General features: G+C 60.2%; 22 protein-coding genes and 2 riboswitches. Of the genes, 12 read left to right on the top strand and 10 right to left on the bottom strand.

Going from position 1 to position 20,601, the window contains the following annotated elements:
- Nucleotides 1-22 precede the first annotated feature (22 nt).
- From rutC to rutA, 3 genes are read right to left on the bottom strand one after another with little or no spacing between them, the layout of a single operon-like run.
- Complete coding sequence (gene rutC / locus LQ231_RS13555; RefSeq protein ID WP_230171713.1) at nt 23-412, bottom strand: pyrimidine utilization protein C; 390 nt, start codon at nt 410-412, stop codon at nt 23-25.
- Between the two features lie 29 nt (nt 413-441).
- Entirely contained in the window at nt 442-1,185 is a 744-nt protein-coding gene (gene rutB, locus LQ231_RS13550; RefSeq protein WP_230171712.1) for a pyrimidine utilization protein B, read from the bottom strand.
- Nucleotides 1,182-2,273, bottom strand: coding sequence for a pyrimidine utilization protein A (gene rutA, locus LQ231_RS13545; protein ID WP_230171711.1), 1,092 nt, complete (start codon nt 2,271-2,273; stop codon nt 1,182-1,184). The genes rutB and rutA overlap by 4 nt, the downstream gene beginning before the upstream one ends.
- Before the next feature lie 468 nt (nt 2,274-2,741).
- Between rutA and sufA the strand changes: the two genes are divergently transcribed.
- The 3 genes from sufA to LQ231_RS13530 all read left to right on the top strand — a co-directional run bounded on the left by sufA (nt 2,742) and on the right by LQ231_RS13530 (nt 4,355).
- The gene (gene sufA, locus LQ231_RS13540; protein WP_113141533.1) at nt 2,742-3,128 is read left to right on the top strand and encodes a Fe-S cluster assembly scaffold SufA; all 387 of its coding nucleotides are present in this window, start codon (nt 2,742-2,744) and stop codon (nt 3,126-3,128) included.
- A gap of 152 nt (nt 3,129-3,280) precedes the next feature.
- The gene (locus tag LQ231_RS13535) at nt 3,281-3,730 is read left to right on the top strand and encodes an Lrp/AsnC family transcriptional regulator (RefSeq protein WP_230171710.1); all 450 of its coding nucleotides are present in this window, start codon (nt 3,281-3,283) and stop codon (nt 3,728-3,730) included.
- Nucleotide 3,731: 1 nt separating this feature from the next.
- The gene (locus tag LQ231_RS13530) at nt 3,732-4,355 is read left to right on the top strand and encodes a LysE family transporter (protein ID WP_230171709.1); all 624 of its coding nucleotides are present in this window, start codon (nt 3,732-3,734) and stop codon (nt 4,353-4,355) included.
- Nucleotides 4,356-4,382: 27 nt separating this feature from the next.
- On the opposite strand, the gene LQ231_RS13525 is transcribed toward LQ231_RS13530, so the two are convergent.
- The 6 genes from LQ231_RS13525 to gcvT form a co-directional block, all read right to left on the bottom strand.
- Nucleotides 4,383-4,703: a flagellar basal body protein gene (locus LQ231_RS13525; RefSeq protein WP_230171708.1), complete on the bottom strand. Its 321-nt coding sequence runs from the start codon at nt 4,701-4,703 to the stop codon at nt 4,383-4,385.
- Nucleotides 4,704-4,840: 137 nt separating this feature from the next.
- Nucleotides 4,841-6,595, bottom strand: a complete 1,755-nt coding sequence (locus tag LQ231_RS13520; RefSeq protein WP_230171707.1) for a hypothetical protein — start codon at nt 6,593-6,595, stop codon at nt 4,841-4,843.
- Between the two features lie 289 nt (nt 6,596-6,884).
- The gene (locus tag LQ231_RS13515; RefSeq protein ID WP_230171706.1) at nt 6,885-7,697 is read right to left on the bottom strand and encodes a class I SAM-dependent methyltransferase; all 813 of its coding nucleotides are present in this window, start codon (nt 7,695-7,697) and stop codon (nt 6,885-6,887) included.
- 249 nt (nt 7,698-7,946) lie between these two features.
- Nucleotides 7,947-10,811, bottom strand: coding sequence for an aminomethyl-transferring glycine dehydrogenase (gene gcvP / locus LQ231_RS13510; protein ID WP_230171705.1), 2,865 nt, complete (start codon nt 10,809-10,811; stop codon nt 7,947-7,949).
- Nucleotides 10,811-11,173: a glycine cleavage system protein GcvH gene (gene gcvH / locus LQ231_RS13505; RefSeq protein ID WP_230171704.1), complete on the bottom strand. Its 363-nt coding sequence runs from the start codon at nt 11,171-11,173 to the stop codon at nt 10,811-10,813. Before gcvH ends, gcvP begins: the two co-directional genes overlap by 1 nt.
- Nucleotides 11,174-11,410: 237 nt before the next feature.
- The gene (gcvT, locus tag LQ231_RS13500) at nt 11,411-12,550 is read right to left on the bottom strand and encodes a glycine cleavage system aminomethyltransferase GcvT (protein WP_230171703.1); all 1,140 of its coding nucleotides are present in this window, start codon (nt 12,548-12,550) and stop codon (nt 11,411-11,413) included.
- Nucleotides 12,551-12,697: 147 nt separating this feature from the next.
- Nucleotides 12,698-12,785, bottom strand: a riboswitch (glycine riboswitch).
- A 198-nt stretch (nt 12,786-12,983) separates the two neighbouring features.
- On the opposite strand from gcvT, the gene LQ231_RS13495 reads away from it, so the two are divergent.
- Both LQ231_RS13495 and LQ231_RS13490 read left to right on the top strand, forming a co-directional pair.
- Nucleotides 12,984-13,358 (top strand): hypothetical protein, encoded by a 375-nt coding sequence (locus tag LQ231_RS13495; RefSeq protein ID WP_230171702.1) that lies wholly within the window; start codon nt 12,984-12,986, stop codon nt 13,356-13,358.
- 78 nt (nt 13,359-13,436) lie between these two features.
- Nucleotides 13,437-14,456: a DUF1775 domain-containing protein gene (locus LQ231_RS13490; protein ID WP_230171701.1), complete on the top strand. Its 1,020-nt coding sequence runs from the start codon at nt 13,437-13,439 to the stop codon at nt 14,454-14,456.
- Between the two features lie 96 nt (nt 14,457-14,552).
- Here the strand turns inward: LQ231_RS13490 and LQ231_RS13485 are convergent, their stop codons facing one another.
- Nucleotides 14,553-14,828, bottom strand: coding sequence for a hypothetical protein (locus LQ231_RS13485; RefSeq protein WP_113141521.1), 276 nt, complete (start codon nt 14,826-14,828; stop codon nt 14,553-14,555).
- A 225-nt stretch (nt 14,829-15,053) separates the two neighbouring features.
- Here LQ231_RS13485 and LQ231_RS13480 point away from each other — a divergent pair, with 225 nt between their 5' ends.
- The 7 genes from LQ231_RS13480 (at nt 15,054) to cobU (ending at nt 20,599) form a co-directional block, all read left to right on the top strand.
- The gene (locus tag LQ231_RS13480) at nt 15,054-15,590 is read left to right on the top strand and encodes a flavodoxin domain-containing protein (RefSeq protein ID WP_230171700.1); all 537 of its coding nucleotides are present in this window, start codon (nt 15,054-15,056) and stop codon (nt 15,588-15,590) included.
- Between the two features lie 51 nt (nt 15,591-15,641).
- A complete protein-coding gene (gene crcB / locus LQ231_RS13475; RefSeq protein WP_113141519.1) occupies nt 15,642-16,019 on the top strand; it encodes a fluoride efflux transporter CrcB in 378 nt (125 codons plus the stop codon).
- A gap of 96 nt (nt 16,020-16,115) precedes the next feature.
- Nucleotides 16,116-17,111, top strand: a complete 996-nt coding sequence (locus LQ231_RS13470) for an RluA family pseudouridine synthase (protein ID WP_113142469.1) — start codon at nt 16,116-16,118, stop codon at nt 17,109-17,111.
- Entirely contained in the window at nt 17,108-17,761 is a 654-nt protein-coding gene (locus LQ231_RS13465; protein ID WP_230171699.1) for an HAD-IA family hydrolase, read from the top strand. The genes LQ231_RS13470 and LQ231_RS13465 overlap by 4 nt, the downstream gene beginning before the upstream one ends.
- Before the next feature lie 11 nt (nt 17,762-17,772).
- Nucleotides 17,773-18,576: an ATP12 family protein gene (locus LQ231_RS13460; protein WP_230171698.1), complete on the top strand. Its 804-nt coding sequence runs from the start codon at nt 17,773-17,775 to the stop codon at nt 18,574-18,576.
- 65 nt (nt 18,577-18,641) lie between these two features.
- Nucleotides 18,642-19,427 carry a hypothetical protein gene (locus LQ231_RS13455; RefSeq protein ID WP_230171697.1) on the top strand — a complete coding sequence of 262 codons (786 nt, stop codon included), beginning with the start codon at nt 18,642-18,644 and terminating at the stop codon, nt 19,425-19,427.
- Between the two features lie 80 nt (nt 19,428-19,507).
- Nucleotides 19,508-19,876, top strand: a riboswitch (cobalamin riboswitch).
- 195 nt (nt 19,877-20,071) lie between these two features.
- Nucleotides 20,072-20,599, top strand: a complete 528-nt coding sequence (cobU, locus tag LQ231_RS13450) for a bifunctional adenosylcobinamide kinase/adenosylcobinamide-phosphate guanylyltransferase (protein WP_230171696.1) — start codon at nt 20,072-20,074, stop codon at nt 20,597-20,599.
- Nucleotides 20,600-20,601: the final 2 nt, after the last annotated feature.

Genomic DNA, 20,601 nt, shown 5'->3' with positions numbered 1-20,601 from the left:
AACCACACCCTCGCAGATGTCATCACTTCGTTCCGATATGCGCCACCGTGGCGATCTCGACCAGCGCGTCGGATTTCACCAGTCCGCATTGCACGCAGTAGCGGGCCGGCTTGTCGCCGGGGAAATATTCGGCATAGACCGTGTTGACGGCCTGGTAGTTGGCCCAGTCGGTGACGAAGATGTGGTTCATCGTCACGTCTTCCATCGTGCCGCCAGCGGTCTCGATGACAGACTTGATCGTCTCCAGCACGTGGCGGGTCTGGGCGCCCGCATCGCCGACATGCACGACATCGTTATTCTTGTCGAAGGGCAGAGTGCCCGAGACATAGACGATGCCGTCTGCCAGCGTGCCGGGTGAATAGGGGGCGATCGGCTTCTGAGTGCCTTCGGGGACGATGATGGTCTTTGGCATAAATCTCTCTCCGTATATTCCTATTGGTGTCAGATGGCGTCGGCGGGGGCTGCCTGCGCAATCACGCTGCAGAAGTCGTTGACGGTCGCGACCCAGCCGAAGAATTTCTCGACATTGTAGACTGTCGCCTGCTGGATGAAGTCCGGGCCTAAGTGATGGGTCGCGTCTTCGAGCATCACGCCGAAATATTCGAGATGGAAGGCGTCGCGCAGCGAGCTCTCGACGCAGACATTGGTGGCGATACCGACAAAGACGAGGTTGCGGATGCCGCGGGCTCTCAGCACGCTGTCCATATTGGTGTTGAAGAAGCCGCTGTAGCGGGTCTTCGGCACCAGGATATCGCCCGGCTGCGGCTGCAGTTCGTCGACGATGGCATAGTCCCATGTGCCTTTGGCGAGCAGTTGGCCCTGCAGTTCGGGACGGGCGCGCATGGTCTTCAGGGCATTCGACTTGTGCCAGTTCGGCGAACCGGGGCCGCCGGCCTCAACGTAGTCCTTGTCCCAGCCGTTCTGGAAGTAGACCACCAGAACGCCGGCCGCGCGGGCGGCATCGAGCGTCTTCTTGATATTGCCGATGGTCGACTTGGCGCCGGCTATGTCGAAGCCTGCGAGATCGACATAGCCGCCTTCGGTCGAATAGGCGTTCTGCATGTCGATGACAACGACAGCGGTTTCGCTCGGTTTCAGGCTGATCGGTTCCGGGCGGGCCGGAAGCGTCACGCTCTTGCTCAGTTCCGGGCGTGGCTGGTAACCCGCGACGACAACCTCGCTCATTCGGCGGCCTCCAGCATCGGCTTGACATGCTGGCGGCTCTTCATCAGCGGCTGCACATATTTGCCGAATTTCTCGATGCCCTCGACGAAGTCGTCGAAGGTCAGCATGACGCCGCCGGTACCCGGGACTTCGCTCATCTCGTCGAGCATGCTTGCCACCTCCTCATAGGAGCCGATGATCGTGCCCATGTTGATGTTGACGGCTGAAACCGGGTTGGACATGTGGCGGACATTGGTGTCGGAACCGGACTTCGTGTCGGCTGCGCTCTGTAGGCCCAGCCACTTGATCGCCTCCTCGTCGGCGCCAGCCTTGTAGTGTTCCCATTTCGCAAAGGCTGCTTCGGTGGTTTCCTCGGCGAGAACCATGGTCAGCACGAAGGAACGCACGTCGCGACCGGTCGCTTCGGTTGCCTGGATGAGGCGTTCGTTGGTGGCAGCAAATGCCTTCGGCGTATTGACGCCGACGCCGAAGCAGAAGCTGTAATCGGCAAATTCCGCCGAAAATGCCAGGCCGGCATTCGACGACCCGGCGCAGATCAGCTTCACATCGCCCTGCGGCACCGGTTTCATCCGGCAATCATCCATCTGGAAATATTTGCCCTTGAGGTCAGACTGGCCGGTTGTCAGCAGCTCCTTCAGGACCGTGGTATATTCCGTCAGATAGGCATAGCGGTCGGCGAAATACTCGTCGCCCGGCCATAGGCCCATCTGGCTGTATTCGGGACGCTGCCAGCCGGTCACGAGATTGACGCCGAAGCGGCCGTTGGAGATCGAATCGATTGTCGTTGCCATGCGGGCGACGATTGCCGGCGGCATGACCAGTGTGGCCGCCGTGCCGAACAGCTTGATCTTGGAGGTGACGGCGGCCAGACCCGCCATCAGCGTGAAGGATTCGAGATTGTAGTCCCAGAACTCGGTCTTGCCGCCGAAGCCGCGCAGCTTGATCATCGAAAGTGCGAAGTCAAAGCCATATTGTTCGGCCTTCTGGGTCACTTCCTTGCACAGTTCGAACTTCGGCTTGTACTGGGGAGCATTCTCCGACAGCAGCCAGCCATTGTTGCCGATCGGGATGAAGACGCCGATTTCCATGTCATGTTCTCCGCTTCGAAGGGCATGTGCATGCCCGGATGGGTTCGAAACTATGGAAGCAAGCGGTGTGCCATTTGGAATTTCTCAATTTAAACAATTAGATATTACGCCGCGTCGAAATTAATTTACCGAATGGTCAAAAAATGACCGATTGCTCCGTCAAGATCTCCAGTTTTGCCAATGTGGTGGGCGAACATTGCGCGTAATTTGATCGCTGTCAGCCATGGGCGGATCGAATTCGGCTTGCAACATGTTGATAATGATCAATTTTCGCGCTGTGGGCTGCAATGCTTACAAAAATGGCGACACTGGACCGGCGCTGGGCCGACACTGGGCCGGTGCGGTTTGTTGCCCATGCGAATGCGGGCGGGATGCCGTCATCGCTATTGAACGCTTAACCCGCCTCCCTTACATTGGTAGCGAGAAAACACCGGGCCTTGAACCCGGTTGTTGAAGGAGAATGGGCCGATGGGCTTTCAAATCATGAGCATGAGCGATGCGGCGGCTAACCGCGTCAAGGCAATCGTCGAGAATTCCGGAGCGGAGGCCAAGGGAATCCGCGTCGGGATCAAGAAGGGCGGTTGCGCGGGGATGGAATATACGATCGATCTGGTCAGTGAGCCGAACGGCAAGGATGACCTGATCGAGCGCGATGGCGCAAGCGTCTGGATCGATCCCGCCGCCGTCCTCTATCTGCTCGGCACCGAGATGGATTTCGAGACGACCACGCTCCGCTCCGGTTTCACCTTTCACAATCCGAACCAGACGTCGGCCTGCGGCTGTGGCGAGTCCGTCGAACTCAAGGCGGCGGATCTGGCCGAGTTGGCGCGCAAGCGCGAGGCCGAGACGGCCTAACCGACACGCAGTATCTGGACATCGGCGCCCGGCTTTGCCGGGCGTTTTGTTTTTGTGTGCGCTGACATCTGGTGTTTGATTTTCTGCGGTAGGTCCAACATTAATAGGAAAATATCTTGCAAATATGTTGATTTTCAGGATATTTTGCAGCCATGGAAATCGTAGACCGCAAAATCATAAATCTTCTGGCCGAGGACGCCCGCCGCTCGCTTGCCAGTATTGGTGAGGTCGTCGGGCTTTCGGCTTCTGCCGTCAACGAGCGCATCCGTCGGCTGGTCGCCATCGGCGCGATCCGTCGTTTCACCGTGGATGCCAATTCGGCAGCTCTCGGTCTGCCGATTACCACCTTCGTGCTGGTCGCGCTGAATTACGATGCAGGCGAAGACGCATTCAAGGCTGCGATCGAGGCGCATCCGGCCGTGCTGGAATGCCATCACGTTACGGGAGGCTGGTCCTATATGTTGAAGATTCGAACTGCAGACCTCGCCGGAATCGAGGCGTTTCTCGCAGATCTCAAGACGGATCGCTTCGTGGCACGGAGTGAAACCATGATCGCGCTGTCGACGGTTTGCGAGCGCGGCTTTGTCCGGATGGAGACGTAAGATGGATCTCATCGTCCTTGGCAAGGGCCTCGTCCTCGGTGTTGCGATCGCAGCCCCGCTCGGTCCGATCGGTGCACTTTGCATCAACCGGACGCTGGAGCGCGGCTTCTGGGCCGGTGTTGCCGGTGGTCTTGGGACCGCGCTCGCCGATGGTGCCTATGCGAGCCTGGCTGCTGCCGGCTTCACGGCCATGGGAGGGCTGCTGTCTCGCATCGAATTGCCGTTGCAAATTTTCGGCGGGCTGTTCCTGCTCTATCTGGGATGGGCAGCGGTCAGGCCGCGTGGCGCAGTGGTTGCCGCGCGCGTCGATGCCCGTGGCCTGTTGACCACAACGGTTGCCACCTTTCTTCTGACCATCGCCAATCCCGCGACGATCCTGTCCTTTGCCGCCATTTTCGCCGGTCTCGGTCTGGCGGCGGGAGCCGGCGGATGGTCGGCTGCGCTTCTCGTCATCGGCGTTGTTCTCGGCTCGCTGGGCTGGTGGTTCTTTCTCAGCGGCATGGTCAGCCTTCTGCGCTCACGACTGCCACAAGGCTTTGTGGTCTGGGTTTCGTGGGTTTCCGGCGGCGTGCTGCTGTTGTTTGGCCTGGCGTCGCTCGGCATGGCTGTCAACGCGATGCTTTGAGGCGAGCGGCCATCTCGCTGAGGGCAGTCAGTCCCGCTTGATACTCATCAGCACGTCCCACAGATCCGCGCCGGTCTCGAAGGCTGAAGCGTTGGCCTTGAAGGCAATCTCGGTTTCGATGAGGGAGAGCATGTCCTCGCCAAGATCGACATTCGCGGTTTCATCGACAGTATGTGACGACACGGCTGTCGCGGTCACCCCGCCTGTCGAACTGGTGGTCATGCGGGTGTCGCGCCGGTCGTAACCGGTAGAGAGCGCGTTTGCGATATTGTCCGCTGTGGCCGCAAGCCGGCTCTGTTGGGCAAACATCCCGGATGCGGCACTGTTCATCGCGGCGGTGATGGTCATCCTGCGCTCTCATCCTTGGCATCGACGCGCAGAGTGTATGGCGCAGATGTTAGAAAAGTTTGAAAGAGCCGGTGTGCCGGAATGGCACGCATGCGTATGCGTGCCAGTTGTTTCGCACACTGCAAGCGGGCCCTGCGTTATTCCGCGGCGGCCTGGGCGGCGACGCCCCGTCGCATGTTGCGTCTCTGCTCTTCACCGAGATAATGCATCTTCAGCATATGGGCGGGGAGCAGATCGGCGATTGCCTCGGCCGCCGCCAGCAGTTTGTCGAGGGGAACCGGCGCCTTGGGCGGATCGAAGCGGTCGAGGCTGGGTAGGAACCTGAGGAAATTCGCGCGCATCTCCGTGATGATGACCTTCATGAAGTCGCTGAATTCGTTCGGTTGCTGCTCGACGCTGACGAGGTGGTTGTTCACTCTGGCAAGGACCGCAGAACCATCCAGCGAGGCATTGAGTGCCTCGAGATACATCCGGCACTTGTAGTAGTCGCGGTGGATCATGGTCTGCAGCACCCGGGCTTCAGGCGCGACATCATCTCCGACGAGCAGACAGGGCATGACTTTGTCTTGCAGGCCGGTTCTCTCGACGAAGGTCTTCATCGAGCGTCCAGTTCCAACGAAGTCGACAAGCAAGGTGCGTTCGCCGAGTTTTGAGCGGAAATAGGCTTCGAATTCTGGCGTGTCGGAATAACACAGGGTGCGCGACATGCGGACATAGTCGGCCGGAGGCAGGCCGTGGCGGGCAAAATGGGTGGATGACAGCAGGTGGATCAGCAGGTTGCAGTCCCTTGCTGCGGCCATGACCCGGGTGGCGCCAAACGTGTCGGCCTGATGGCGCAGCCAGAAGGTACCCAGCAGCATCAGCGGAATATTGATGCTGGTCTGCGCCTGCAGTGCATTGCGCACCTGCGCATTGCGATGAAAAGTCTGGAGGCGCGTCTCCCGCAGGGCATGGGCATAGGGGCCGAGGCTCGCTTCGTGCAGGATTTCCTCGGTCCTGTCCCATTTGGACAGGCTGACATAGGTCGCCGGGATGCCGAATTCGGCCGCGCCCTTGATGTCGGCATTCTGGTTGTCGCCGTAATGGGCGCGGAGTTTGTATTCCTGCTTGATCGATGGCCAGATGATGCGGTGATGCTTGCCGTAGTTGCTCAGATAGACCTTGTTGTTCAGGCCGCATTTCTCGCGGACGACACGTTCGACAAAGGACTGCGGCAGGTACATGTCGGAAATGATGATGTCGTCCGGATTGACGAATGCGGTGACCTGTTTCATCGGGAACAGATTGTCCCATTCCTCGTCGAGTTCCATCAGCTTGACCATCTTGGCCTGGCTGTCGGTCAGCGTCTTTTCCTGGATCAGCAGATCATAGATGTCGTCGAGGCCATAGTTGCGGCGCCCGAACATGCTCATCTCGACGAGATGACGGCGGGTGGCGAAATTGGCGACGCCGCTTTTTTCCTCGACACGCCGGAAGATTTCCAGCGGCCCGAAACAACGGCGCGCCACCAGCGTGTCGAACAGGTCGAAGCTCTGGATATGTGTGTGCAGGTCGGAAGCATTCGGCGTCAGGATATGCCGGGTGGCCGTGGTCGCGTAGTTGTCCCACGGGCTAATGAAATTGCCCGCGAGGCAGGGCGTGCCGCTGCTGTCACCGAGGAAAGACAACCGGCAGGTGGTCATGCCCTGAAGGTCAATGATCAACAGGTCGTTGCCGTCGAGATCCCAATAGGCTTCGTTGGGATGATTGTAGCCGACGATGAAACCATTCGGATGAAATACCAGCCTGTCGCTGATCGTCTGCCCCTTTGGCTCGGCGCGAAAATCGAAGGTGCGCGTGGTCAGCCACTCGACGGTCAGCGGCGGCATTGGCATTTCGGCGGCAAGAGCCATGATAACCTCATACGATTCTCGATGAGGACAGTAATGCTGCCTGAAACTTGCGTATAACTGGACCTGATGGGTGGCGGACCGCAATCGCAATGCAAGTCGAAGCGCGCCGATCCGAGCTGGGCACAGCGGAAGACGAGGGTCCTTTCAGCAAATCCGAAGGCCACAATCACGTCTATACCGGCCTCGGACCAGAGCATCATTGCGAAACATATCGATGCGCAAAAAAAAGAGCGCCATCGACTACGATGGCGCTCTCCAAAATCTGATCACAGACAAGGAACGTCGGAAACTAGTCCTGCGTGAATTCTTCTGCCTGGGGATTGTCTATTCTGTTGTAGGCCATGTTCGGCGCGGAATTGATCCGGTTGAACTTGAGCGGCTCGCCCTTTTCCAGGACGACAATGCTGTCGTAGAAATGCACGCCCTGAACTTTGCGGAACAGCGAAAGAAGTTGCGGATCGACATGCGGGCCTGCTGGTGTCTTGCCGACGCCGATGGCGAATTTCGTGTGCTTCTCGTTGATCACATCGATGATCTGCTTGGAGAATTCGATGAAGCTTTCGGGATTGCGCAGACCGCCGCCCTGAACCCGGACATTCTTGTAGTAGCTGGTGTGCACGTCCTCGCACCAGTAGACACCGCCATCGCGCAGCAGGCCATAGGTCTTCTGCAGCGTAACGATCTGGTGGACGTTGTCATGGCTTCCGTCATCGATGATGATGTCGAAATAGCCTTCGCCGTAGGTCCTGGCAATTTCGTCCCAGAATGCCGTGCTGCCCTGGTCGCCCTGTATAACTTTCAGGAAGCTGGTGCCAGCACTGCGCGGTGCGATGTCGATGCCGACGATCTCCGTCTCGGGGCCGAAATACTTGTACCACATCTCGGCGCTACCGCCGAACTGCACGCCGACTTCCAGAATGCGTGGGGCGCGATTTACGAACTTGCCGAACCACTTTTCGTACAGCGGAAGGTAATGCTCGAACTTGTCGCAAAGTGTTCCAAGTTGAAAAAATGTTTCTCTTAACGACACTTCACTACCTCGCTTGGTGATCTTGGCCTGCATCCGGTCAGGACTGTTGCGGGATTCGGAAAGCGAGGTCAAGTGAAGGCAAACTACCGGCCGGCGAGCCTTGTTTGGCCGTTAGTCAGCCGTGAAATGGTGGAGGTTGCAATCGCCCCCACCACTTAACCCAGCATCCTCCAGAGAAAACACCGCATGGATCGCTAGAACTTAAAAATCGGCCTCGGTTGGGTGCCGATCTGCTTGGTTGGCGTGTCTTTCCTTGGCGGCCATCGCGACGAGTTTGCCTCAAGAGACATCCGTGACGCGATGGCCAGTGTTTTTCCGAATTTACTCGGCCGCTTCCGCATAGTCCTCCATCGGCGGGCAGGTGCAGACGAGGTTGCGGTCGCCATAGACATTGTCAACGCGGTTTACCGAGGACCAGTACTTGTCGACGCGGAATGCGCCCGGCGGGTAGCAGGCCTGTTCGCGGCTATAGGGACGTGTCCATTCGCCGACGAGGTCTTCCACCGTGTGCGGGGCGTTCTTCAGCGGGTTATTGGTCTTGTCCATCCGGCCGTCCTCGATGGCACGGGCTTCCTCGCGGATCGCCAGCATCGCCTCGCAGAAACGGTCGATCTCCGCCTTGGTCTCGGACTCCGTCGGCTCGATCATCAGGGTTCCGGCCACCGGCCAGCTCATGGTTGGCGCGTGGAAGCCGCAGTCGATCAGGCGCTTGGCGACATCGTCGACGCTGACACCGGCCGACACGTTCAGCGGGCGGGTGTCGATGATGCATTCATGTGCCACGCGGCCGGAAGCCGAGGTGTAGAGCACGTCATAGGCGCCGGTCAGCCTTGCTGCGATATAGTTGGCATTGAGGATCGCCACCTTGGTCGCCTGGGTCAGGCCTTCGCCACCCATCATCAGGCAGTAGGACCAGCTGATCGGCAGGATCGACGGCGAACCATACGGTCCGGCAGAGACTGCACCCGGACGGCCGTCGGTCGAGACATGGCCGGGCAGGTAGGGCGCCAGATGCGCCTTGACGCCGATCGGACCCATGCCCGGGCCACCGCCGCCATGCGGAATGCAGAAGGTCTTGTGCAGGTTGAGGTGGGAGACGTCGGAGCCGATGTCACCGGGGCGTGAGACGCCGACCATGGCATTCATGTTGGCGCCATCGAGATAGACCTGGCCGCCTTGGCTGTGGGTGATCTCGCAGATCTCGCGCACCGTTTCCTCGAACACGCCGTGCGTCGACGGATAGGTGATCATGCAGCAGGAGAGGTTTGCCGCATGATGCTCCGCCTTGGCGCGGAAATCGTCGAGATCGACGTCACCGTTTTCCTTCGACTTTACCGGGACGACCAGCATGCCGGCCATCTGGGCCGAGGCCGGGTTGGTGCCATGTGCAGATGTCGGGATCAGGCAGACGGTACGATGTGCATCACCACGGGCGAGGTGGTAGTTGCGGATCGTCAGGAGACCGGCATATTCGCCCTGGGCACCCGAATTCGGCTGCATCGAAATCGCATGGTAGCCGGTGACGGCGCAGAGCTTTTCCGACAGGTCATCGATCATCTCCTTGTAGCCCAGTGTCTGGTCGGCCGGGGCGAAGGGATGGATGTCGGAGAATTCCGGCCAGGTGATCGGCAGCATTTCGGCTGTCGCATTCAGCTTCATCGTGCAGGAGCCGAGCGGGATCATCGCCCGGTCGAGCGCCAGATCGCGGTCCGACAGACGGCGGATGTAGCGGGTCATCTCGCTTTCGGCGCGGTTCATGTGGAAGATCGGATGCGTGAGGTAGTCGCTGGTGCGCAGCAGATCCTTCGGCAGGCGGTAATCCGGCTTGAAATCGTCGACTTCGAACTTGCCGCCAAAGGCGCGCCAGACGGCTTCGAGGACTGCCGGACGGGTGCGTTCGTCGAGCGCGATGCCGATCCGGGTTTCGCCGACCTTGCGCAGGTTGACGCCTTCGGCGACCGCCGCACGCAGGATCAGGCCCTGCATGTGGCCGACTTCTACGGTGATCGTGTCGAAGAACGTTTCAGGCTCAACCGTATAGCCGAGCTTTTCAAGGCCCTTGGCGAGCAGCACTGTCTTCTGGTGCACCTGCTGGGCGATGGCCTTCAGCCCTTGCGGACCATGGAAAACGGCATACATCGAGGCCATGACGGCGAGCAGGACCTGCGCCGTGCAGATGTTCGATGTCGCCTTTTCGCGGCGGATATGCTGCTCGCGGGTCTGCAGGCTGAGACGGTAGGCGCGGTTGCCGCGGCTGTCGACCGAAACGCCGACGAGGCGGCCGGGCATCGAGCGCTTGATCGCATCCTTGACCGCCATAAAGGCCGCATGCGGGCCGCCATAGCCGACCGGAACGCCGAAGCGCTGGGTCGAACCGATGGCGATGTCGGCGCCCATTTCGCCCGGCGACTTCAGCAGCAGCAGCGCCAAGGGATCGGCGGCAACGGCGGCGAGCGCACCGGTCTGGTGCAGGCGGGCGATCAGGCCGGAGAAGTCGCTGACCTGGCCGTTGCTGCCCGGATACTGGAAGATCGCGCCGAAGACATCGACCGGGTCGAGATCGGTGAAGGGATTGCCGACGATGACCGTCCAGCCGAGCGGTTCGGCACGGGTCTGGATGACGGCGATGGTCTGCGGATGGCAGTTTTCGTCGACGAAAAACGCGGTCGCCTTGGTCTTGGCACTGCGCTGGCAGAGCGCCATAGCTTCAGCGGCAGCCGTCGCTTCATCGAGCAGGGAGGCGTTCGCCACGTCGAGGCCGGTCAGGTCGCAGACCATGGTCTGGAAGTTCAAAAGCGCCTCGAGGCGGCCCTGGCTGATTTCCGGCTGATAGGGCGTGTAAGCCGTGTACCAGGCCGGGTTTTCCAGGATGTTGCGCTGGATCACCGGCGGCGTGATCGTGCCGTAATAACCCTGGCCGATCAGCGAGGTCAGCGCCTTGTTCTTGTTGGCGGTCTCGCGCAACTTGTCGAGCGCCTCGCGCTCGGTCATTGCCTTGCCCCAGGTGAGCGGCACCTGCTGGCGGATCGACGACGGGACGGTGGCATCAATCAATGCGTCGAGTGTCGGATAACCGACGACCTTCAGCATCTCCGTCATCTCGGCCGGCGAGGGGCCGATATGGCGGCGATTGGCGAAATCGTAGGGGTCGTAATCGGTGAACTGAAATTCGGTCGAGGTCGACATCAGGCGATCAGCTCCTTGTAGGCTGCTTCGTCGAGCAGGGCGTCGGCATCAGCCGGGTTGGCGAGCTTCAGCTTGAAGAACCAGGCTGCGCCTTCTGCATCGGAATTGACCAGCGATGGGTCATCGACGATGGCCTGATTGAATGCGGTGATTTCGCCGGCAAGCGGGCAGTAGACGTCGGACGCGGCCTTGACGCTTTCGACGGTCGCTGCAACGGCGTCCTTGTCGAAGGTTGCGCCTTCTTCAGGCAGTTCGACAAAGACCAGATCGCCGAGCTGGCCGGCGGCATGGGTGGTGATGCCGACGGTGGCAACGCCGTCTTCGATCTTCAGCCATTCGTGTTCAGCGGTAAATTTCAGCATGGTTCGTTCCTCTCGTGAAATATGTTGGTTTAATTCTTTTGTGTAGGGAGCAAGTCGCCCCCTCTGGCCTGCCGGCCATCTCCCCCACAGGTGGGGAGATGGGATAGGCGCACCGAATTCCCCACGCATTGTCCGTTTCAATTGGGCGCAGCCTTGCCGCTTGCCGATCTCCCCACTTGTGGGGGAGATGCCCGGCAGGGCAGAGGGGGGTAACGGCTGGCACAGCCATCATGGTGTTCACCGCTTGTAAGTCGGCGTAACAAAAGGCAGATCCGCCACCGTCAGCGGCAGATACTTGCCGCGCACCTCGGCAAAGATCTGGGTGCCGGATGCGGTGTAGGCCATTGGCAGCATGGCCATGGCGACGGGCCCCTCGACGGTCGGGCCAAAGGTGCCCGAGGCGACTTCGCCGATCTCGGTCTTGCCCTCGGCGTCGGCATAGAGGTTCACATGGCTGCGCACCGGTGCCTTGCCGTCGGGTTTCAGGCCGACACGGCGGCGGGATGCGCCATTTTCCAGTTCGCCGAGGATGCGGTCTGCCCCCGGGAAGCCGCCCTCGCGGGCGCCGCCCTTGCGGCGCACTTTCTGGATGCCCCATTCGATGGCACCTTCCATCGGGGTCGTGGTGGTGTCGATGTCGTTGCCATAAAGGCAGAGGCCGGCTTCAAGACGCAAGCTATCTCGGGCGCCAAGGCCGATCGGGGCACAATGCGGATGCGACAGGAGTGCCTTGGCGAGCGCGACCGCCTTGTGGTTGGGAACGGAGATTTCGAAACCGTCTTCGCCGGAATAGCCCGAGCGTGACACGATACAGTCGACGTCCAGCAGCGGGATTTCGCGGACATCCATGAATTTCATGCCGGAGACGCCGGCCCAGAGTTCACCGAGGACCGCTTCGGCGCGCGGCCCCTGTAGCGCCAGCAGCGCGCGATCTTCGAGCAGTTCGACCGTGCAGTTGTCGGACAGATGCGCCTTCATATGGGCGACGTCCGCGTCCTTGCAGGCGGCGTTGACGACGACGAGCAGATGGTCGCCGCGATTGGTGATCATCAGGTCGTCGAGAATGCCGCCGCTGTCATTGGTGAAAAAGCCGTAGCGCTGGCGGCCGGGCTTGAGGCCAAGAATATCGACCGGCACCAGGGTTTCGAGCGCAAGGGCTGCATCCTCGACCTTGCCGGACTTCGGCGTCAACAGGACCTGTCCCATATGCGATACGTCGAACAATCCGGCATCGGAGCGGGTGAACAGATGTTCCTTCAGCACGCCGGCCGGATATTGCACCGGCATGTCATAGCCGGCGAAGGGTACCATCTTGGCGCCAAGCGAAACGTGAAGATCGTAAAGGGGGGTGCGTTTCAGTGCGGTGTGATCGTCCAAGGGGCGTCTCCGGTATCGCGCGCTCGCGCTTGCTCAAGTCTAGGCACGGTTGTGCCGGTGTCATGAGCCCCCTCTGTCCTTGTGCCTGAGATTGTTATCCCTTCGGCGCGATCTGCTTTGGAAACAGACCTCTCTCCAGAGTCCAGTCGACGCCTTGTGGTCCTTTTGCCTGAGAGTTTCCGGGGCGGTTGCTCCTTCGGCACCGGATTGAACCGGCTTCTCCCAACAAGGTCGTGAATGCCATTATCGGGGGCGGCGGTTGCTTGGCAAGAGGCAAACGTCGCCAGCAAACAAATATTTGTCGCGCCAGCGTCATTTGCAGCAATCGGCCCAAGCGGGACCTGCGGTTTCAAGATATGGATTTCGGATGCGGCAAGTTGCGTCTTGGCATCCGAACCGCATGACGTTATGCAACGCATATCGGAGTGGATTGATGAGATTGCACGGGGGACGGATCTGGAGTGTTGCACTGCGCATGATCTGCGCCGTGGCTTTCCTGTCTCTCGGTTTCGCCCACAAGGCGCCGCAGGCAATGGGCTCGCCCTTCATCTCTGCCGCCTATCAACTGCCGGACGGCAGTTTTGCCGATATCTGTGTCAGCGACACGGCCGTCAAGCATGATGTCTTTGGCACCGGCTGCGACGTGTGCCGGCTTGCCTCCACGGTTCTGCTGCCGACGCCTGATCAAGATCATTGGTTGTTGCGCGCTTTCCCGAGCCTGATCTCGGCCTTCGAGCATGCCACGGCGCAATACGTCTTCGCGCCAGTTGAAGAGCCGCGGTCACGCGGGCCACCGGCCATCGCCTGATCCGATTTTCAATCGACCTTTGATCAGATGAGATGCCACGCGCGCCGCAAGAGATGGGCCGTGGCCGGGAGACACACCATGAAGACCATGCTTATTGCCACAACGGCGCTCGCTTCCCTCGTTTCGACCAGCGCTGCCTTTGCCCATGCCAGTTTCGCCAATCCACCGACGGCCGTCGGCGCCTATGTTGCCGCGACCCTGCAGGTGCCACATGGCTGTGACGGCATGGCGACCAACGAGGTGCAGATCAAGCTGCCGGAAGGGTTCATTTCGGCCAAGCCACAGCCCAAGGCCGGCTGGGAAATCGAAGTCATCTCTGGCGACTATCAGAATTCGTATGATAATCACGGCGAGGCGGTGACATCCGGTCCGGTCGAGATCCGCTTCAAGAACGGCAATCTGCCGGATGAATTCTACGACACGTTCACGATCTACGGGAAGGTGGCTGCCGCTGATCCGGAAACCGGTCTGGCTTTCCCGACCGTTCAATTGTGCGGCACCGACGCCACTGTTGCCTGGACCGATATCGCCGCAGCCGGTCAGGACCCGCATGATCTGAAGAGCCCGGCTCCGGTTCTGAAGATTTCTGCGACCGAGGGTGCGGATGAACATGCCGGCCATGGTGCTCCGGCAACCGGTGCCCATGCCGGGCATGATGCGCATGCGGGCCATGGTGACCATGCCGCCGCCGTCAATCCAGGTGGATTCGATACCGTGACCCTCGGTGATCTGGAATTGTCGGGCGGTTTCACCAAGGCGATGTTGCCGGGCCAGCCGGTTGGCGGCGGCTTTATCACCATCACCAACAAGGGTGCTGAAGACGACGTGCTAGTTTCCGCAACGTCTCCCAATGCGGGTGAAGTTCAGTTGCACGAAATGGCGATGGTCAATGACGTGATGAAGATGCGGCAGCTGCCGGATGGGATCAAGGTCCCCGCCGGTCAGTCGGTGGAATTGAAGCCCGGCGGTCTGCATCTGATGTTCTTCAAGATCAGCGAGCCTTTCCGCGACGGTGCGACGGTTCCGGTGACGCTGACATTTCAGAAGGCGGGCAGTGTCGATGTCGTTCTGCCGATCGGCCCGGCCAGGTCCAACTGAGCTGAAAGGCCAGCCACGCTCAGACAGATCCTCGAAAAAGCAAACCGCGGCCAGTCATTGGCCGCGGTTTTGCAATTGGGGAGAGCAGAGTTGCGGTCAGGCGACCGAACTCCGATAAGCCGAGATGGTTTCCTTCAGCGTTGCCTGTTCCAGTTTCTGTTGGCTCGCCGTCAGAAAATAGAGCGCAAGCGCTGGAGGTTGGACAATGCTGACCATTGCCCTCAGCTTGAAGTCTTCACCTTTCGCCGCCTTTTCAGCGAGAAGGCGGGTGGTCTCCTCCGCATGGCTTGATCCGGTCACCCGCTGCTGCGGCTTGATCGGCTCCATTGCGTAGGCGGCGGTGGTAGCAGAGACTGTCACGACCTGTGTCATGGGTTACATCCAGATATTACTTTACCACTTGATCATAAAGCACGGATATCTCTGCATCTTTAAATCGAATGACGTGTTTTTAATAAAATGCCATGGTTGTGTCATGCGGCGAAAAAGGCCGTAAACAGCGGCATTTGTGCTAGATCAAGAATCTGCTCTGTTGGGTCTGTTACAAGGTTCAACAATTCGAAGGCGCCTAGTTAAAGCGCTTTGCGGGAGGGTGGAATGATTGTTCTGGTTGGCTATGTCAGCATCGAGGGGCAGACACGCAAGATTGCTGAGGCGATCGCTGCGGAGATCGAAAAACATGGTCACCGGGCCTTGTTGTTCAATGTCGGGGAGATGGTCGAATACGGCGTTGATCATCCCCAGGCCGCGATCCTTTGCGCGCCGGTGCATGCAGGGCGCTACCCGGATCCCTTCGTCGGCTTCGTCCGTCGCGAAGCTGATTGGTTGAAATCGATCCCGACGGCCTTTGTGTCTGTTTCGCTGTTGATCCGAAGCGAGCTGGAGGAAGAGCGGCAGGAGGCGCAGGATTTCGCAGGCAGCCTGTTTGCAGAAACGCATTGGCGGCCCGGCATGGTGCATCACGCGGCCGGAGCACTGCGCTACAGTGAGTATGATTTCTTCAAGCGCTGGATGATGCGACGCATGGCGGCGCGCGAGAGGGCATCGACAGATGTCAGTCAGGACCATCAATTTACCGACTGGACTGCGCTTGCTACGTTCACTACAGAATTTCTGAAAGCGGCCGTCCAGTGACCTCGTAGGTCCGGTAATGCGGGCGGCTCTCTAAGACGCCTGGAGTTGTCGATGTATCATATGGTGTTGGTTGCGCTTGGCGGCGCCATCGGGTCTGTTTTGCGCTATCTGACCGGTATGGCGGCCTTGCGACTGATGGGGCCGAACTTCCCGTGGGGAACGTTGACGGTCAATATCGTGGGTTCGTTTGCGATCGGCCTTCTGTCGCATGTGGTCATGGTGCGCTTCGGCGCTTCGGATGCCTTGCGACTGCTGCTGATTACCGGCGTTCTGGGCGGCTTCACCACATTCTCGGCGTTTACGCTGGACGCCATTGTGCTGGCCGAACGGGGTGCCTTGGTGATGCCGCTTGTCTATGTCGCTGCCAGTGTCATCCTGTCGATCGGAGCAGCAGTGCTGGGCCTTGGCCTGGCGCGCAGCTTCGGCTAATCGGTTTTCCTGTTTCCATATTGCGGCGAAATGCTCTAAAGCGCACATAAAAAGGCGCAGGCAGGGCCTGTGGCGACAAAGAAAGTTCTGAATATCATGGCAGGCATCGAACATATCACCGTGGCAGCCGACGAGGCCGGCATGCGCCTGGACCGTTGGTTCAAGGTGCATTTCCCGGGGCTTGGCTTCGGCCCGTTGCAGAAACTTCTGCGCTCCGGCCAGGTGCGCGTCGATGGTGGCCGGGTGAAGACCGATGCACGCGTTCAGCCAGGGCAGGTGGTTCGCATTCCGCCGCTCGACGTCGACCTCAAGGTCAAATCCGGTCCGATCGGCTCGCACGATCTCAAGCATTCCGAAGACGGTGAACTCCTGTCGCGCATGCTGCTGCATGAAGACGAAAAGGTCATCGTGCTGAACAAGCCGGCGGGCCTTGCCGTGCAGGGCGGTTCCGGCCTTGTGCGCCATATCGACAAGATGCTCGAAGCCTGGACCAGCAAGAAGGGCGAGAAGCCGCGCCTCGTGCATCGCCTCGACCGCGACACGTCCGGTGTTCTGGTGGTGGCCAAGACCCGCGGTGCAGCGCAGAAGCTGACTGCCGCCTTCCGTGAGCGCGATACCAAGAAGACTTATTGGGCGCTGGTCAAGGGCGTGCCGCGCAAGCAGAGTGACAAGATCTCGACCTGGCTGGTCAAGGACCAGACCGATGAGGGCGACCGCATGCGCGTCTGCAAACATGGCGAGGACGGTGCCGATCACGCGATCTCCTATTACCGCGTTCTGGAGACGGCGGCGCATACATTCGCCTGGCTGGAGATGGAGCCTTATACCGGCCGTACCCACCAGCTGCGCGTGCATGCCCTGCATATGGGACATCCGATCATCGGCGATCCGAAATATTTCGACGACGATCACAACTGGGACTTCCCTGGCGGCGTGCAGAAGCGCCTGCATCTGCACGCCCGGCATATCGACATCCCGCATCCGGATGGCGGACGCCTGAAGGTGACGGCGCCTCTGCCGCCGCATATGGTGCAGACCTGGAACCTGTTCGGCTTCGACATGGCGTCGGGTGAGCGGGAAGATCACGAATGAAGCTGGTCCTGTTCGATTGCGACGGCACGCTGGTCGATAGCGTCGGCTTGATCCATGAGGTGATGCGCCGGACTTTCCTGCAATTCGGCAAGCGCGAACCTGAGGTCGCCGAGACCAAGGCGATCATTGGCCTGACGCTCGACATTGCCATTGCCCGCATGGACGGCAAGCCGCATGCCGATGACGAGGCGGTCGCGATGGCGACCTACTACAAGTCGATCTTCGGTGACGTCCGTCGCGACAGCGGTTTTGAAGAGCCTTTGTTCGACGGTATCCGCAGCGTGATCGACACGCTGGCCGCCCGAGACGATGTTGTCTTGGGTTCGGTCACGGGAAAGTCGCGACGCGGGCTGGCCATGGTCCTGGAAGGCCACGGCTTTGCGCCGCATTTCCAGTTCTGCCGCACGGCCGATGACTGCCCGTCGAAGCCGCACCCGGCGATGGTGACGGAATGCTGTGACGAATCGGGGATTGCACCGTATGAGACGATCGTCATTGGCGATGCCGTGTTCGACATGCAGATGGCCAAGGCTGCAGGCGCGACCGCCATCGGCGTCTCCTGGGGCTATGCCTCGGTCGATGAACTCTGGAAAGCCGGTGCCGATGCGGTCGTCGACCGCCCGGCTGATCTTCTCGCCTATATCCACTGAGGACCCTAATCATGCGTGACGAGCTCAGCGCCATTTCCGGCACGTTCATTCCGGAACAGAGCGATGCCGATCCGGTGCGCCGGGCGCAGATCCAAATGAAACGGCCGTTGCCGAAGCGGTTCTACACGACCGTGTCGATTTCCGCCGACGGGGAGGGATTTGCGATCCATCTCGACGGAAAACCGGTGAAGACGCCCGCCAAGAATACTCTGCGTTTGCCGACGCAGGAGGCGGCCGAACTGGTTTCTGCCGAATGGGCGGCGCAGGATCAGGTGATCAATCCGGCAACGATGCCGATCACCAAGCTTGCCAATACCGCGATCGATGCTGTCAGCCTCAACCTTTCCGAAGTGTTCGACGAGATCGTGCGTTTTGCCGGCAGTGACCTTTTGTGCTACCGCGCCGATAGCCCGCAGGAGCTTGTCGACCGGCAAGCGAACCGCTGGGATCCCGTTCTGGCCTGGGTTGCGCAAGCGCATCAGGCCCATTTCATCCTGGCGGAAGGCGTGATCCACCAGGAACAGCCGGATCAGGCGCTTCAAGCCTATGCGGCCGGTCTTGAACGCTACCGGGAAGCCTTCCGTCTGTCCTGTCTGCATGTCGTGACGACGCTTGCCGGTTCTTCGATCCTGGCGCTGGCTTTTGCCGATGGTGCCTTCGATCTTGATACGGTGTGGGACCTTGCCCATCTCGATGAAGACTGGACGATCGAGCACTGGGGCAGCGACGAGGAGGCTGACGCCCGTCGCGCGGCGCGCTACAGTGAAATAGCCGCCGCAGCATCGCTGTTTGCTGCCCTCGACAGTCAGGATTAACGAAGGGCTAACCATAATCGACCAATGCTCGGACGGGTTAGAATCACCGCGTCGGGGTTGTCCAGATGGTTGCTCGCAGTTTCCGCATCGCTTTTGCGCTCGGGCTCCTCCTCGTCCTGTCCGCTTGTTCCCTGTCCGGGGAAAACCGTATTCGTCGACCGCTCGTCTACTATGTGCGCGACGTAACAGTGATGGCCGATGCAAGCGTTCCATACGATCTGATCAAGGGCATCGATCGGCGGGTTGCGGCGGCGATTGCCTCGACCCGGCCGCCGGCTGACGCCGAGCGCGTCGTACTGCTGGTCAAGATCGACAAGTTCGGAACCGGCCTGAATGCCCGGCGCTATTTCGAGCAAGTGCGCTTTACCGTCACGGCTGCGTCGATCGAGATCGGCGAGCCGGTTGCCGCCGGAACCTTTACCGTCAATAGCCCGACCAATGATCCGCGCTTTGGCCGCGAGCCGCTGGCCGAAGAAATCGCCGCCCGAATCCGTTTTGCCTTTTCGCTGACTGTGCCACGGATCAGGACGGTGCGGCCGCCGAAGACGATGTCGACGCGGTTTGCGAGCGATCCCGCTCCTGCCGTTGCGGCTGCTGTCACGCCGCCGCCGCTACGCACTGCAGCACCGGTTGCGGCGGCTACGCCTACGCCCGTCGTTGACGCAGTTCCGGTTCCCTTGCCGGCGGAAATCGTTGCTCCGGTGATTGTGGCTCCCGTGGTTCAGCCGCCAAAGGCAAAAGCCCGCAACGCGCCGGCGCAAGGTGGCCCGGTGGAGCAGGGAGCCCGTGGGTCTGTTCGGCTTGACGGACAATGCGATCCGGTCACGGATGCCGAGTGCCTGGCGCCCTAGTCCTGACCTGCCAATCCCGAATTTCGTCAATAGCCGTTGATGCGCGGCCGGTCTTGATTGACTTGCCGCAAGTCACGGCCTAATCCTTTGACCTGGATGGTTTTCGGGCGACAGAAGTGTGGCCTGGAAAGCAAAAGGGAATGCGGAGGCAGGGACCCAGACCGGGACTGCCAAACGCAGCCGACCCCGCGACTGTAGAGCAGCGAGGGTTTTCCATCCGGTTTTGGTGCCGAAGGCATGACGGATCGCAGGTGCGGTCGGTGCTGGATGCAGGAAACCGGAAAAGCCACTGGGGTGGCAGCGCGATCAGCCGGGGTTGGACGCCTCTTTATCTACGAATCGTCCGCCTTTTCGCGACTGCCTCAAGCCCTGGGAAGGCGAGGAGGATCCGTTGGCGTTTTCGCCGGCAGCTGCGAGCCAGGAGACCTGCCGTCCGTGACGGGCCGAGAAGGCCCAATTTATGGGGAGAGATCCCCGGCGCCAGCACGGAGGTTGTCGTGGCGACGTTTGATTTCTGCGGGACCTCATGGTCGCGCGGGACGGTGCATCCGGTTCGGGATGCGTACCGGCCTGGTCTGCTTGGCGACGGCATTTTGTCGGTCACGCCGTTCTCCTGCTCCCGTATTGCGGAGCATGTCTGAATCATGCAGTCCGTTGATTCTTCCGTTTTTGTCCTGGGTGGCGCTCGTTCCGGTAAGTCGCGCTTTGCCGAACAAATCTGCCGCGACAGCGGCCTTGCGCTCAACTACCTCGCCACCGGTCGCGCCTGGGATGACGAGATGGGCGCGCGTATCGAAGCCCATAAGCACGATCGCGCCAGCCATGGCTGGACCACACATGAAGAGCCGCTCGACCTTGTCGGCATGCTGGCGCGGATCGACGATCCCGGCCGGGTGGTGCTGGTCGATTGCCTGACGCTCTGGGTCACCAATCTGATGATGGAGGAGGGACGTGATGTTGCTGCAGAGAGCTGCGCACTCGCGGACCTGCTGCCGTCGTTGAAAGCCCGGGTCGTGTTTGTTTCCAATGAAGTCGGCCTCGGCATCGTGCCGGAAAACCGGATGGCGCGCGATTTTCGCGACCATGTCGGACGGCTTCACCAGATGATCGCAGCCCAGGCTGCGGACGTGTATTTCGTCGCGGCCGGATTGCCGCTGAAAATGAAGGGTTGAAC

It is taken from the genome of Rhizobium sp. CECT 9324 (genome assembly GCF_918741265.1).
Classification (GTDB): Bacteria; Pseudomonadota; Alphaproteobacteria; order Rhizobiales; family Rhizobiaceae; genus Allorhizobium.
This window is presented reverse-complemented; position numbering and strand designations above follow the sequence as displayed.